The organism is Acholeplasma laidlawii PG-8A, assembly GCF_000018785.1.
Classification (GTDB): Bacteria; Bacillota_I; Bacilli_A; order Acholeplasmatales; family Acholeplasmataceae; genus Acholeplasma; species Acholeplasma laidlawii.
In genome coordinates this window covers 544,622-561,282 of sequence record NC_010163.1, presented here as the reverse complement: position 1 = coordinate 561,282, position 16,661 = coordinate 544,622, and the positions used below count along the sequence as shown (strand labels likewise).

Genomic DNA, 16,661 nt, shown 5'->3' with positions numbered 1-16,661 from the left:
GCTACAAAAATGGCCTTATTATTAAAATAAGGCTCATTTTCTTTATAAGTTGATTATTTTTTGATTTCTTCTAGTTGCCAGATGTCTTGATTGTATTGTGCAATCGTACGATCAGATGTAAAGAAGCCAGCATTTGCAATATTCATGATAACCATATGCCACCATTGTTTTTGGTCTTTATATAATTGATTTGCTCTTTCTTGTGCTTTAACGTAACTATCAAAATCCTTTAATACTAGGAAGTAGTCAGATGTTAATAGGTTTTGTAAGATAAAGTCAAAGTGTGTCGGATTAATCGTTAATCCTCTAATAAAATCAAATATAGATTGTAATCTTGGATCCTCATCATAAATTTGTCTAGGTTTGTATCCGTTGTTTTTATAGATGCTATTTACCTCATCTGAGGATAAACCAAAGATGATGTTATTTTCCATACCTGCTTCTTTAACAATTTCTACGTTTGCACCGTCCATTGTACCAATGGTTACAGCACCATTTAGCATGAACTTCATATTACCTGTTCCACTTGCTTCTTTAGATGCAGTAGAAATTTGTTCAGATAAATCTGCAGCTGGAAATAAGTATTCAGCATAAGTTACATTATAGTTTTCTACAAAGACAACTTTAAGTAACTTGTTTGTATCGGTATCATTATTTATGACATGGCTCGTTTTATTAATTAATTCAATAATACCTTTAGCCATCACATATGAAGGTGCTGCTTTAGCACCAAAGATAAAGTTTTGTGGATGGAAATTCTTTTTGAATTCCATGTCTGTTTTTAGTCTTTGATATGTATAAATAATATTCAAGATATTTAGTAATTGACGTTTATACTCGTGTAGACGTTTGATTTGAATGTCAAAAATAGCATTTTCATCAAGAAGTATACCTGTATCTTTTTTGATCTTTTGAATGAGTGCACGTTTCTTAGATAACTTCATGTCTTTAATCATTTTTTGGACTTTTAGATCATCTTTAAATTGTTCTAGTCCTTTAATTAAACTTAAGTCTTTATGCCATGCTTTGCTGCCTAATAAGTTATCAAGTATATCAGTTAATTCATGGTTGATATGTAATAACCATCTACGGTGGGTAATGCCGTTAGTCTTATTATTAAATTTAGATGGATATAATTTATAGAAGTCATTAAGTTCAATGTTCTTTAAAATATCAGTATGTAATGCAGCAACACCGTTCACTGAAAACGATCCGTAGATACAAATATTTGCCATACGTACATTGTTAGCACCAATTAATTGCATTTGATATATTTTTTCTTGTGGTACTTTAGCTTCTTCTAAAACAATTTTGAAACGACGGTTCATTTCTTGAACGATCTCAAATGCTCTAGGTAATAAGTTTCTAAAGATCTTAATATTCCATTTTTCTAATGCTTCAGATAAAATTGTATGGTTTGTATATGCTACTGATTGTGTCACAATATCCCATGATTCATCATAACCTAAGTTTTCTTCATCCATTAAGATACGCATTAATTCAGGAATAATTAATGTTGGGTGGGTGTCATTTACTTGGAATACATAATATTTATGTAAGTCTTTAATATCACGACCTAAACGTTTATGCTCTAAAATAACTGATTTAATACCTGCTGCTGAGAATAGGTATTGTTGTTGTAATCTTAATGTTTTCCCCGCTTCAGTAGAGTCATCTGGGTATAATGATTCAGTGATTTTAGAAACCATTTTTAGATATTCTTCATCATGATATGGATGTAATTCACTCTTTTCAGCTGACCATAATCTAAGATGCGTAATTACACCATTACCAGCACCAACAACTTTAACATCATAAGGTACAGCTTTAACCCATACAGGATCAATTAATTTAGTATCTTTTACATAACCAAAATATGGAATGTGGATAGCTTCTTGTTCTTTTCTTTCTTCCCAATAAAATGGTTTATCTAACCAAGGGTCTGGATATTCTCTTTGTTTGTCGTTTTCGAATCTTTGAACAAAGAATCCTTTTTTATATCTTAGTGAATTACCATAAAAAGGTAATGATAATGATGCTGCTGAATCAAGGAAACAAGCCGCTAATCGACCTAATCCTCCATTACCAAGTCCTGCATCTGTTTCTGCAAGTTCAATTTCATTTAAATCATATCCAAAATCATCAAATGCTGCTTTTACAACATCCGCATAACCTGAGTTCATGAGGTTAGATGTGATCAAACGACCCATTAAGAACTCCATTGAAAAATAAATAGTTTTCTTTAGATTGTTTTTCTCTACATATTCCGTAGTTGCTTCGTAGTCATTCTCTAGTTGTTTATCAAGTAATGAAGCTAATGCTGCATACTTTTCATATAATGTTGCTGTTTCTATTCTTTTATTGAATAGATTCTTTAGCATGAGTATATATGCACCCTTAAAAATCTCTTTGTTAATAAATACGTTGTCCATTTTAAGTTCCTTTCTAATAAGTAATCATACATGCATATTCTATCACACTAATATGATAAAAAAGATGTGCAACCGTTTACATTATAATATCTGCAACTAGTTTCACATCTTCTTTCATGATTAAGCTTTATTTAATTTTTTCTTAATATTTGGTATAATTCTGTTTCCATAAAGTTCAATTGTTTTTAAGACATCTTCATGTGGCATTAATGAACCTGGTGTTTGCAGTAAAAATCTGTTGACACCAAGACCTTCAAAGACTTCTAAAATACGTTTTTCAATATCATCTACATGACCTATAAAAAGTGGTCCATCTATTACTTTACTTAAGTATTCTTTTTTATGACCTACGTTCCAACCTCGCTCTTCACCTAATTTAGTAAAGGTTGCATGGTGTGGTAAGAAATAACGTTCAACAAGATCATTTGGATCTTTATCTGTGATAAGACCATGAATAGCAATACCTATTTCCATATCATCAGGATTATGACCTGATTCATGGTAGAAATGTTTATAGAGATCAACTAATGGTTTAAACCTAAGTGGAGAACCACCAAGTACAGCAATAATCATTGGTAACCCCAATTTAGCAGCACGTACTACACTTGATTGTGTACCACCTACAGCAATACTTACCTTTAACTTTTCTTGGATACTTCTAGGGTATATACCTACATTATCTAATTTGGGGGTGTGCTTTCCACCTTTCCAAGTAATACGTTCATTTTTTCTGATTTCAAGTAACATATCCAGTTTTTCAGTAAATAGTGTTTGATAGTCATCTAGATCATAACCAAATAGTGGGAAGGACTCAATAAACGAACCTCTACCTGCCATAATTTCAGCTCGCCCATTACTTAATACGTCAAGGGTTGCAAAATCCTCATAAATTCGAACTGGGTCTGAACTAGATAAGACGGTTACAGCACTACCCAAATGAATGCGGTTAGTAAGTTTTGCTGCTGCAGCCAATATGATTTGGGGACTTGATGCAGCATAGTCTGATCTATGATGCTCACCAATACCATAATAATCAAGACCAACCTTATCAGCTAAAACAATCTCTTCAATTGCACGGTCTAAACGTTCTTTGTGAGATACTTTCCCACTTTTTTCATCGATGCCACTTTCTAAAAAAGTGATCATGCCTAATGTATATGGTTTCATTTTATTGCCTCATTAATTTAACTTTCGGATGATTATCTAGTTTTGATGCCATGGTTGGAGGTAAAATCATAGGTATGTCTAATACACCCTGATTTACTTTATCTAAAAATAAAAGATCGTTTTCGTTAAAGTTAAGTAAAGTTTTTAACTTAAGCGGCATTAAATCTAAATTAATTTGTTGCTTCATATCACTAATTGCTATGTAAAAAAGCACCATTTTTTTGATAAAAGGGTATTGTTGAGGCATAATTTTGTTGGATGCAATTACATGATCAAGTACATTGATAAAAGGTTTACCTTCAAATATTTCAACAAAAAACTTGGCATAGTTTTCAAGTGTTGATAAGGCGTATATATGTAAATCCTCAAACTGATTATCTTTTCTTGCAAAGTATTCCGGGTTTAATACGTGAACACGGTTTAAATAATTAAAGTTTAATTTATACTCATGCTTCGTTGTATTATCAATGATCGCATAACTGTCAATCCTGCCTGTTAATTGTGTGTGCTTCACATCTAAACTAAAGTTTTTTTGTTGTAATATTTTTGGTAGTTCACGGTTTACTATATTTCTTAATTCATTTACTTTTTTAATATCTAAATTTGTATCTAAATCAAAGTTGAGTTCATTTGTTACAAATCCTAAATCAATAATTAAAAATTGTAGTGCAGAAGCACCATTTAATTTATAATACTCAAAAACATCATAAGCATCAAATGCTTGTAAGATGTCACCTAATCTTCTTAATCTATCCATTTTTTATCTTCCTCGTCTATATTTTTGCAATGACTGCGATATCATCATTTTTAGGGTTATTTACTAAGGTTGAAACTCTTTCATAATACATATGTTCTGCATCAAAAGGCTTAATTAATTTTTCTAATGTCTTTACATCTTTAATTTGATTATTTAGCCAAGTTTGTTCTTCTTCCTTAGTTAATATAACCGGCATCCTATCATGAATAGCATGCATAAGTTTATTACTTTCAGTTGTAATGATTGCAACCGTATGTATCTTTTCACCCGTTTTAGTTTCTACTGTTTGCCAGATTGCTGCCATCGCAAACAGTCCATTATCGGTCATAAATCTATAAGGGTTTTTATCACTTTTATCTCTGTTCCATTCAAAAAAACTGTCTGCTAAAATACTGCAGCGTCTTTTTAGAACACTTTCTTTAAAGATTGGTTTTTCAAATACTGTTTCACCCTTGATATTAATGATTTCTAAAGGTTTATCTGTTGATGAAAACTTTGGTCTAAAGCCCCATTTTAACTGGCCAACTCGATGTCTTTTACCATCATGTAAAATACTAACCACTTCATTAGATGGACTAATATTATATCTTGGTAGTTGAAAGTTGGGACTATCTAAAATATCATATCTGGTCTTTAGTAAGGCTTCTAATTGAGCTTTTGACACAGTTAGTGTAAAACGTCCACACATGAGTATCACCCTCTTTACATCTATTGTAACATAGCAAATAAAAATCCTCTAGTTAGAGGATTTCTTCTTTGTATAATCTTGTTTCCTAATGGATCCATCGCGTTTATGGATGACAATGGATGTATCATTATTCTCAGCTAGAGTCTCTGCGAATGCAATGGCTTCAGCCTGAGTTTTAAAGTACTTAATAGTTTTTTGTGAACCTTGTTTTCTGACACGCCACTGATTTTTAAACTCTGATTTTTCATCTTTATTTTGTGATACATGATATTTAACAACTTTGTCAGTGTCAGTTGCAGGTTTTTCTTCTTTTTCAGAAGGTGCTTCTTTAGTATTAGATGCCTTTTTAGGTGCAGCTTTAGCCTGAGTTTTAGCAACTGGTTTTTCTTCAACTACAGGTTTTTGATCTTCTTTAGGTCTATCTTCTACTTTTATTGTTGGTTCAACTTGTTCAACTTTTTGTTCTGTAATCGGTGAAGATTTAGGTTCGGTCTTAGGAACAGCTTTAACCTCAGTATAAGGTAGCGTCTTTTTCTTCTTTGGTTTAAGCAGTAAAAACAGTATTAAAATAACAACTAGTAAACCTACTCCTACGATTAACCACTCTTCTAGTGCCCAAGTATCTAGGCCGCCTGGAAATAAATCATTGAAATTCATATTAAAATTCCCCCTATATATTATTATAATTCTATATTCATTTTACTACTAATTAGCGAATAATTAAAATGATACGGATAAAATCCACCAAATTTATTAAATAAATGATAAAAAAGTAAAGATTTTAGTTATTTGAACCTAATTAGCTATGCCTACTTGACTATAAATAAAATACAGTAGGTAAAGGTGTAAGAAAAACGATAACCAATTAATCACTACAAAATACCAATGTTTCGTTTTATGTCTTACAACATATAAGCCCATGAGTCCACCAATAGAACCCATAAAAACAGTCAGTAATAATAAGTGTTTTTCTTTAATACGCCACGTACCTTTTTTTGCACGTTCTTTATCCATTAAATAAGCTACATAGGTAATGAGTGATATAAATATCCACACCACAACATAAATATATATAAATACAGGTTTCATGTGTTAATTACTCTTTTCTATTTTCATTAAATCTTTAATTTGTTTTAACTCTTTATTAGGATCTGTATACCAATTCGATTCTAACAATCTATATACGGTCCATCCCCTAGACTCTAAGTATTTTTCTTGATGTAGTAAATCTCGCCTTGCATTTAAATCATTTAGACCTACATCTGTTAAGATACCTAACTTATAGGCTTTTTGTTTATCATCTTTAATTGCTAGATTGATTTTATATTTACCAATACCAACATTTAAATCAACGTCAAACCCTAATCTTTCTAAACGCTTCTTAACATCATCTACCATATGTGTTATAAGCATATTTCTGGTTTCAATCTCTGTACTATGTAAATGATTTAATACCTCTTTAGCAAGTGCCTCGTTTTCATTTGAAACATAGTAACAATATCTCATAAAATCTTTTAATAACTTTGGACCAGTCGAACTTAAGTCTTCTACTTTAAATTCTTCCGGATACAAACTAGATATGAAATAAATCTTTTGTTTGGCGCGTGTAATAGCCACATTAAGCCTGTTTTGTCCGCCATCATGGTTAAGCCACCCAAATCGTCTCATCACTTGTCCTTGGCTGTTTTTAGCATATCCCATTGAAAAAATTATGATATCTCTTTCATCACCTTGAACGTTTTCAATATTTTTAACGAATAATGATTTATCTTCACCGTCTTCTTTTCTAAACAGTTCTTGTTCAAACGCTTTTTGATATGTTCCTTTTTTAAAGAGTTCTTGATCGATTGCATTTTCAATAGCATCTCTTTGAGTACTATTAAATGTAATCACACCAATGGATTCATTATGTTGTCTTGTTCTTAGTATCTTTTTAATCACTTCAACAACTTTAGTTGCTTCTTTTTTATTTCTTCTATTTTCAAACATACCATCTTTAACATATATATATTCAATCGGTGGTTCAACCGCCTTTTTTTGATTTGGTGAAATCATTAACTTGGCATCATAAAATGCGTGGTTAGAAAACGCGATTAATTCCTCATACGTCGAGCGGTAGTGATAATTTAGTAGTGCTTCTTTAAAGCGGTATCTTGCAAGGTCTAATAAACTTTTAGCATCTAACGATACTTCTTTAAAGACATCATCTTCATAAAACTCATCCAGTTCATCTGTTCTACCTGTACCTAAACTACTTGGTCTAAGTTGTTTAGGGTCTCCTGCAATAACAACTTTTTTAGCTCTATAAATTGCAGGTATACCTTTTTCTACATACATTTGGCTTGCCTCATCAAAGATAACTAAATCAAACATACCGTGTTCTAAGGGTAAAATAGCTGATACCACTTCTGGTGTCATCATCCATAACCTGATGTGACTTTTCATTTCTAGTTGGAAGGTTTCTATAAAAGACTTAATGCTTGGTTTATTCGTCAAATCAAACACTCTTTTAATATCCATAATACGTTTTGTATTATTTAAATTAAGTGCATGTTTATAAAGTTCCATTTCAAACGATTCATTAGTAACCAACATTTTTTGATGCATGATTTCTTTAATCTTATCAACCTTTTCTTGATAATTATCAAAGATATATAAATGTTTTTGGTGTTCAGACTTAAAGACCTCAATAAAGCCTGAATAATAAGCTTCAAAAATATAAGTTCTTAGTTTATAATTTTCATCTATACCTTTTACTTTTGGATGTGAATGCATTATCTTTAAGAACGTTTTTTCAAACGGTTTTAGCGTTTGATAAATCGTCATTAATTTATTTAAACGGTTCATATTTTCAAAGACATAACTATGTAATCTATCATCCACAAATAATTGATTTAAATACTTCTTTCTGATACTTTTTTTGACACTTAAATAAGTTATTTCATCGATGTATGTTTTTATAAATGTTTTCTTAAGTTTGCTTCTTTTAAAGATACCTGATCTTTGATAGGTTGTTTTTAGCTGAAGATACTTTTCATGCATTTGATCAAACATCAGTTTTTGGCTTCTTGGTATTTTTGTTTCTAATTTTTGTAGCACTGGATACTTTTCTAAGTACCAATCTAAATCCATCATACGTTTAAGGTGTGCATCATTATCGAAAGTTTTTTCTAGTGCCTCAATCATTTGAAAACTTGGTTTTTTATAGACTTCATGAAACATCTTATGTACATCATAAGGTGTTAAGTGAAGTTTAATGTCTTTATCCTTAATATATCTAGAAAAGAGTTCAAATACAGGCTTATTTTCAAATGTGTGCCCGTAAAGTAATTGAAGTGATTTTTCCATATCATTTAATTGTCTTTTAATTTCCGATTCTAAGGCATAGATATCATTATTGAGTGTACGAACAGGTGGTTCCGGTTCTAGAAAATGATTTAATTTATAATAAAAATCTTGTTTATTTTCTGCATCATCAATAAACATGGCATATTTCGATGCTTTTTTTAATCTAGAGTAAATAACATCTAGAGCAACCTTTTTTTCGGAGACCACTAAGACATTTTCACCCTTTAAAATACTGGATGCAATTAATGAGGTGATGGTTTGACTTTTACCGGTACCCGGTGGACCCCATATGACAATTTTCTTCTCATCATTTAGTAAATCAATGACACGTTCTTGACTGAAGTTTAAATCGTTTATATAGCTGATTTTATCTTCATGAATGGGTTCACCTGATATTTCCATAGGTTTAGATACTTCTTGCTTAAAAAGGTTCGTTTCATCGATTAAACCTTCAAGCAGATCATTATACTGTTTAGAAGATAAGATACGTTCCATGTCTTTTTGAATACTGGATGAGTAGAGTTGAAATCTTGATAACGTTGCATAAGGTTGTAGTTTAAACTTAGGACGATGAACCTTTACAAAATCTTCTTTCAATTCATTTTTAAAAGAGATGAACTCTATGTGTTTTGAATCTACATCAATGGATATGCCATGTTTTTCGTAGAATGGGATAACAACCTCATGAAGTACTTTTTCATTGAAATCTGTGACTTCAGGTGCGTTAAAATCCATGGATGATTTTTCCATTTTAGATGTAATCAACAATAAGTCTCTATTAAAAATAACATCTCTTTCACTATCTTTTTTTAATGTAAATGTACGAAGGGTTCGCTCAATTTTTACAGGAAAATAAAGTAGTGGTGCTTTAATCGGAAACTTATCCTTACTAAAGATACCTTCCACATAAGGGTAAGCAATATAAAGGTTATAACTACCTGTTTCTATTTGGGTCTTATTTACTTCTCTATAGAGTTTTGTTATATGTCTTTCATCGGCATCACTTCTATAGTTAAGTTTTAAGTTCTTAATGCGATTATTAATTAAATAGTCTTTTAGTTCAAAGTTATTTTCAATTAAAGTTAAATCGAAACTATGATTTTGATAGATTTGTCCCATATAAAGATTGGAATTTGTTTTAGACATGTTTGTGAGTCTATCTTTATAGTGGTGTAGTACTTTACTTGCTTGTTTAGATACTTTAACGGACTTTATATTTGACTGATTAAATGATTTAATAATACTTATAAATTCCTGGGCATATTTCTTATTAAAATCTGTATCAAGACCAGAAATCGCATTAAACTCATTTAGTTTTAGAGGTCTTTTTTGAGCCACCTCAAAAAGAGCAGCATCACTTATTATGATTATTTGCTCTCCGGTTTTATTAAAATGCGAAAGTCTAAGTTCAGTTCTCAAATCATTTAGTTGTTCTAATAGTTCATTTTTATGCATCACGATTCTCACCTACCTATTGCCATTTTAACATGATATAACCAAGATTAAAATCAAATACTTTTGAATAGAGACAATTTTATATTATAATAAGAAAAAAGGGGGTCATTACTATGACAAAAAAATTACAAAATTTTCTCCCAGTTGTTATACTATTTCTAGCACTACTTATCTTTGGTAGTATGTTTTTAAACGTACTTCAAAACAGCAATGGGGAAGCTATCGTAACCGGTGTTACAGCAACATTCGGTGGTGAAACTTTCCAAATCGGTGGATTTTTAGATCACAAAGTGAATTTTAGTCTATTAAACTTGTTAGCATTTAGTTTACCAGCACTTATAAGTATTATCTTTGTTTTATCGACGATTAACGATAAAAAAACATCCATGTCCAAGTTAATTTTCGGTTTACTCTTAACACTAACATTTTCTTTATCTATTGTATTATTCTTTCAACTTCCACAAAATACAACACACGTAACTACCATTTTAGGTAATGAAGTTACTGCTACTTTTGGAGGCCAAGACTTAGCCATTGGTGCAATATTAGGTTATGTATTTGCTATCTTAGGAAGTATTACTTCTTTAATTTATTCCATATTACAATTTGAAAGATAATTTTAATCTAATTTTAATAAGTATCTAAAAGAAGCTGGTCTTACTTTAATAGTAGGACCAGCTTTTTTATTATGTGTTATTTACGGTAATCTGCTTTTGCCCAAGCTTGTGTTGGTTTAAAGAATCCGTAGTTTTGACTCCATGTATGAATACCAGGAATTACTGATGTAAGTGTAATAGATTTAGATACGCCGTCTATTTCAACTGTAATTGTATATTGTACTTCAGTTGTAACTTGTGGCATTGCAATCACACGACCTGTATCAGATAGTAATTCTGAGTCTGAATGGAATGTAATCGTTGCATCTGCAAATTGTGATAAGACTAGTCTTTCAATTGCTACATGTTCCATAAATCTGTCAAAATACCAAGTACCATTATAGACTGTATTGTTTAATGTATATGGATCACCCTTACCGTCTGTAGTATTGTGCATAATGACACGGTTATTACTTAAGTTGTTTTCTTCTAGTAAGTTCGCTACTAATTTTGCTGTTCTTTGAACTGTATCAATGATATCTGCATTTCTGTTAACGTTCATTTCAATACCAATAGAGTTTAGGTTACCACCGCGTGATGCAATCACACCACGAGCTTGTTGTGTCTTAGCAAACCAGTGTGTACCAATTACGTATTTACCACCTACGACATCCCAAGTTGGACCTTGGTATGTAAAGTATGATTTATCTAAGATAGCATTATTATCACCACGAGGCGCTTGGACAGTGGATTTTTGTCCATTAAATGTCCAGAAACCATCTGTAGAAATATCAATTATTGGTTTTTCATTATCTGTTACAACAATACCAGTATCATGCCATTGGAAACTAGATGCAGTACCATCACCAGCATGCCATCCCACATATTCATCAGGTAAGCTAGATACGATACCATAATCACCTGTAGTGTAATGAATACCGATACTATTTGCTGGATTTGCAAAGAATGAGCCATGGCTTGCTAGACCACCGTTTAGATTTGCTGTGTCATGAATTAAGACAAATTCTACTGAGTCCATTAAACGGTTAGAGAATTTTGTGGGATCCGCAGGATATGTTGTTCTGTCTACTACATAGTCATCAAATAAGTATAAGTTGACACTTTCATATCTTGGGTCAGACCATTCTTGTCCTGAAGTATAATATGTAATAACGTTTAATCCATTAACCACTGCATTATTTGCGTTACCTAATAAATCAAGTAATTGATCCACTCTATCTTCAGCATCAAGTGCACCTTGAACTACTACTGTATAAGTGTAGATGAGTTCTGCACCATCAAAGATGTCAATTAAAGTTGTTCCTGGTAATAAAGCTTTAAATGTGTTTGTACCTATAAGTTCAACGATACCGTCTTCTTCTGGTACATAAGTAAATGTTTTACCAGCATTATCTTTACCAACACCAACCGCAGTCATTGTAAATTCTTCACCAACATTTATAAATCCATTAAATCCTGAACTAAATTCTAGAGTTACATCATCCATAGGGTGTACAGTAACTTCCATTGTAGTCATAATTTCACCATTATGGTTTGTTACAGTAATAACTGCAATACCTGCATTTAATGCTGTTAATGTACCTTCAGGAGAGACACTCATAACTTTTACATCAGACGATGTAAATAGTAAGAGTTTATTGTATGCATCTGTTGGCGCAATATCTACAACTAAGTCGTATGTATCACCTTTAATCATTTCTCCAATTGGATTTGAGATAGTAAGTGATGTCACTGGATTTTTTTCCTCAAATTTTGCATATAGTTTAGTTGGTTCAGTGATTTCATAGATTCTATCACCTGTAAATTCCGGATTATTAAACCAACCTTTAAATTCATAATTTTCTAAGTATACTTCTGTTGGTAATACTTGAACCTCTGATTGACTTAAGAAGACTGTTTCTTGTTTATCAGCAATTAAATAACTCCAAAAACCATATTTAAGGTCACGTAGACTGTAATCTGCTGATTGCCAGTTTGCATTTTCAGTAAATTTACGGCCATCCATGAAACCTCTCACTTCATATGAGAATGCATAGCGGTAGTTTGCGTTTACTGCATCAAAAGCAGTAACTGAATCACGGCTAACGATATTTTGTGCAGAAGCTCTATTTGTTGAAGAACCTACAACACCTAGATATTTTGCAACCCATAACCATTTGTCACGGAATCTTGCATCAAAGAAGAATGTATGAATATTTATACTTGAACCAAATGTATCTCTTGGTAGTTCATTAATTACATAAGATGTACCACCAAATGTATTGTAATCATTGATCCAGTCATTCACCATAGCATCTCTATTTTCATAGAATGTGTTACCACCATTAAATTCCAGTTCATAAGTAAATGAATTCACTAATACTTCATAGTAAATTTCAATGACTAATGAGCCATCAGCTAAAATAACACCTTCATAGACTTCAAATTCTGTGAAGTAACCTAATTCGGGATTTGATAAGACAGTAACTTTACTTCCTACTACACCAGTTTTAAATTCTTCTGAGATATCATAGGTTGCTGTTTCAGCATTGAATGTGTATCTAATGATGACATACTCAGCTTCATCTTGTAAGATTTTGATGATTCTTCTACCACCTGTTAATTCATCCTGTACTTTAGATGCATCCACTGCTTGACCCATTTTATCAAGGTAAATGTTATCTTCTAAGAGTGTGAGATCACCATCTTCAAAGAATACATAACCCGTTGGGTTTTCAAATGTATTTCTAAGGACATCTACATCATAGATTAATGTAGTCGTTGTTTCATTTTTTCTTAAATGAACTGTATTATGTGTGTTCACAAAGACGTTTTCAATAATATTAAAATCAATATTCATTGAATTATATGTAGAGGTTGCAATCACAGCTGATTGGGCATAGTTATCTGTTGGATTGTTGAACTCATTACCAATATTTTCAAATAGGTTTCTTTGAATATTAATGGTTTGTAAATTGCCAGATGATGCAGAGTATGCTCTAAATAAAATTGCAGTTTCTGCTTGTTTCACATCATTCTTAAATATGTTATCTTCAATATTGTATGTACCGTTATTATAACCACCATCAAAACGAATCGCACCTATTTTGAAATTCGTAAACTCATTAGATCTAATGTTGATTTCTGATGAAGCCATTGTTCTATCAAGTGCTATAATATCAGACTTGATGTTGTTAAATGTATTAAATTCAATATGAATATCACCAAAGACGTTTGTACCTGCACCAGCATAGAATTGGATGATTGCATTGACATTAGTTCTAGCATTTGGAGCGTATCCAGTTGCTATAAGGTTGGTATCAAAGACATGATTATGTCTAAATGAGAATCCTTTTAATGTGCCGGTACTTATAACTTGGAAGTTACCAGTCATGTTAAAGCCTTCAATTGTTACATTTTCAATATTCTTAGCAATTGTGACCTTACCAGTTAATGTTGTTAGGTGTCCATCAAAACCTAAAAGTGTCAATGGTTTATCAATGTTTAGGTTTTCAGAAAACTCACCCTTATTCACTTCAATGGTATCACCACTTACTGCTGCAGTAATTGCTTCTTGAATGGTTACATAGCCTACTTCATTTAAATAAGCCGCCATTTTAGCTGTAACAGTAATTTCAATAGTTTCAATCATTTCACCATACGTTGCAGTGATTGTCACAACACCTTCTTGTAGAAGTGTGACAACACCATCTACTACGGTTGCTACTTCTTCATCAGAGGATGTCCAAACAACATCTGAGAATACAAAATATGGTGGTGTCGCTACTAATGTAAGTGATAATTCTTCACTGACTTGTCCAGCGTTAAAACCAGATATTTCAAAACTTTCTAGGACTGGTTCTGCAATTCTAACAAGTTTATAAGCTGGATCTATGACTTCTAATACTCTTGTAGGGTCTACCGCTTCACCTAAAGCATCCACAAACTCATTTGTTTCAAATACTGCAAGTTTAGTTGTATCAAAATAGATGTAACCTAAACTATCTGTAAATGTATTACCACTTATAGTAGCTGACCATTTGGTTAATGCCCCTCTTAAGTGGATACTATTAAATGTATGTGTAAACTCATTATTTCTTACAAATACGTTTGTATCATTTGAATTAAATGTAGAGAATGTAATGACACCAGAGCCTGGTTGATCGCCATCACGATTTTTTGACAATGTACCGATGTTTACAAAGGTATTATCGTCGATATAGATATTTTGGACATTACCACTTTCAGGTGCATAAGCTCTAAATGTGATTGCTGAATAAGCACCTAATTCATCATTTTCAAAGAGGTTGTTTGTGATATTATAAGTACCATTATTATATCCACCATCGAAACGAATCGCACTGATTTCAAAGTTTCTAAATTCATTGTACTTAATATTGATTTCAGCATTTACCATCGTACGATCTAGTGAAATAATATCAGATTTGATATTTGTAAATACGTTATCTTCTATATGGATATCACCAAATAGGTTTGTACCAGCTAAACGGTAAAATTGAATAAATGCGTTGACATTGATGCGGCTAATAGGTGCGTATGTAGTACCTGCTAAATTGGTATCATAAACTAAGTTATTTTTGAATGTAAATCCTTTTAAAGTACCTGTACTCTTGATTTGAGCATCTAAAGTAAATTCTAAGTTTGTAAATGATATGTTTTCTAGATTTCCTGTTAAATTAATAACATTTGTTAGAATAACTTGCTCATTTTCTTTTGGTACGAAGTTTAAATTTGATTTAGTAATGTTTAGAACTTCATTGTGTGTACCACCAAAGATTACGATAGTATCTGAATCACTTGCTGCAGTAATCGCATCTTGGATAGTTCCATAATTTACGCTACCTATTTGTGCAGCTACCTTTTGAACTGTAATTTCATGTGTTGCACTTATTCCGTTAACGGTTGCTGTGACTAAAACAGTACCTTGACGATGTAATGTAACTACGCCATTTTCTACAGTTGCATAAGCACTAATATTTACTGACCATATAACGACTGGTAGTTGAGCACCTTCTGGTGAAGCTGTCACAGTTAAGTTAATTGTATCACCAATGAATCCTGCACTTGAACCAGTAATTTCAATAGATTCCAGTTCAATTGGTTTTGGTCCGATAGTGATTTCAAATGAATCTGTTTTACCATCTGCTGTTGCAGTAATTGTTACAACACCTTCTTTTAGAAGTGTTACAACACCATTTACTACAGTTGCTAGTTCTGCATCTGATGTTGTCCAAGTAACTTCCTTATTGGTTGCATTTTGAGGTAATACTGTTGCTGTTAATGTGATTTCTCCATCAACAACGCCTTCATTTAAACCTTCAACACTTACAGAATCTACATTAACAACGAGTGCATTAATTGTAATTTCATGTGTATCTGATTGTTCACCTGATGTTGCAGTAATCGTTACAACACCTTCTTTAAGAAGTGTTACAACACCATTTGCTACAGTTGCAAGTTCTGCATTTGAAGTTGTCCAAGTTACAGTTTTATCGGTTGCATCTACAGGTAGTACACTAACAGTTAGTGTAATCGTTGATCCTTCTACACCATCACTAAGACCTTCAATAGTAACTGATTCAACATCAACTACTACATCAGAAATCGTAATTTCATGTGTATCTGATTTTTCACCTGATGTTGCTGTGATTGTAACCACACCAGCTTTAAGTAATGTGACCACACCATTTTCTACGGTAGCAAGTTCTGCATCTGATGTTGTCCAAGTAACTTCCTTATTGGTTGCATTTTGTGGTAATACTGTTGCTGTTAATGTAATTGCTTCTCCTACTAACCCAGCATTATCACCAGCAATAGCCACGGATTGAACCGCTACTACAGGATCTTCTTTTGCTTCAACTATAATTTTAATAGTGTCACTTAAATCTTTACCAACAACAGTTGCAGTAACATCTACTTCCCCTACCGCAAGTGCTGTAACTGTTTGACCTGAAATAGAAATAATGCCTTCTGCAGACATTGTATATTCGACTTCAAGTCCTTGGGTTATTTCATGATCTAATGTGTATGAATCACCCACTTTTATGGTTACTTCAGAATCTTTGAAACTAAAACTTGCTTCATCAATTTCTGTACAAGAAACCAAGATAAAAGATAAAATTACCATGAATAAAACTAATAATCTTCTTTTCATATATCCTCCAATTTTTTTTTGACGTAAATCGCGCCTACTAAGG

General features: G+C 32.1%; 9 protein-coding genes. 1 reads left to right on the top strand and 8 read right to left on the bottom strand.

What is annotated here, in order from left to right:
* Positions 1-53: 53 nt before the first annotated feature.
* From ACL_RS02650 to ACL_RS02620, 7 genes are all read right to left on the bottom strand, one after another.
* The gene (locus ACL_RS02650; protein ID WP_012242477.1) at positions 54-2,432 is read right to left on the bottom strand and encodes a glycogen/starch/alpha-glucan phosphorylase; all 2,379 of its coding nucleotides are present in this window, start codon (positions 2,430-2,432) and stop codon (positions 54-56) included.
* A gap of 120 nt (positions 2,433-2,552) precedes the next feature.
* A complete protein-coding gene (locus ACL_RS02645; RefSeq protein WP_012242476.1) occupies positions 2,553-3,599 on the bottom strand; it encodes an LLM class flavin-dependent oxidoreductase in 1,047 nt (348 codons plus the stop codon).
* 1 nt (position 3,600) lies between these two features.
* On the bottom strand, positions 3,601-4,356 hold the full coding sequence (locus tag ACL_RS02640; RefSeq protein ID WP_012242475.1) for a hypothetical protein: 756 nt from the start codon (positions 4,354-4,356) through the stop codon (positions 3,601-3,603).
* A gap of 16 nt (positions 4,357-4,372) precedes the next feature.
* Positions 4,373-5,044: an SOS response-associated peptidase gene (locus ACL_RS02635; RefSeq protein ID WP_012242474.1), complete on the bottom strand. Its 672-nt coding sequence runs from the start codon at positions 5,042-5,044 to the stop codon at positions 4,373-4,375.
* 48 nt (positions 5,045-5,092) lie between these two features.
* Complete coding sequence (locus tag ACL_RS02630; RefSeq protein ID WP_012242473.1) at positions 5,093-5,701, bottom strand: DUF2188 domain-containing protein; 609 nt, start codon at positions 5,699-5,701, stop codon at positions 5,093-5,095.
* 138 nt (positions 5,702-5,839) lie between these two features.
* Positions 5,840-6,133: a DUF1294 domain-containing protein gene (locus ACL_RS02625; protein WP_012242472.1), complete on the bottom strand. Its 294-nt coding sequence runs from the start codon at positions 6,131-6,133 to the stop codon at positions 5,840-5,842.
* A 3-nt stretch (positions 6,134-6,136) separates the two neighbouring features.
* Positions 6,137-9,847 (bottom strand): AAA domain-containing protein, encoded by a 3,711-nt coding sequence (locus ACL_RS02620; RefSeq protein ID WP_012242471.1) that lies wholly within the window; start codon positions 9,845-9,847, stop codon positions 6,137-6,139.
* 113 nt (positions 9,848-9,960) lie between these two features.
* Here ACL_RS02620 and ACL_RS02615 point away from each other — a divergent pair, with 113 nt between their 5' ends.
* Complete coding sequence (locus tag ACL_RS02615) at positions 9,961-10,464, top strand: hypothetical protein (protein WP_012242470.1); 504 nt, start codon at positions 9,961-9,963, stop codon at positions 10,462-10,464.
* Positions 10,465-10,540: 76 nt separating this feature from the next.
* On the opposite strand, the gene ACL_RS07205 is transcribed toward ACL_RS02615, so the two are convergent.
* The gene (locus ACL_RS07205; protein ID WP_012242469.1) at positions 10,541-16,618 is read right to left on the bottom strand and encodes an Ig-like domain-containing protein; all 6,078 of its coding nucleotides are present in this window, start codon (positions 16,616-16,618) and stop codon (positions 10,541-10,543) included.
* Positions 16,619-16,661 lie beyond the last annotated feature (43 nt).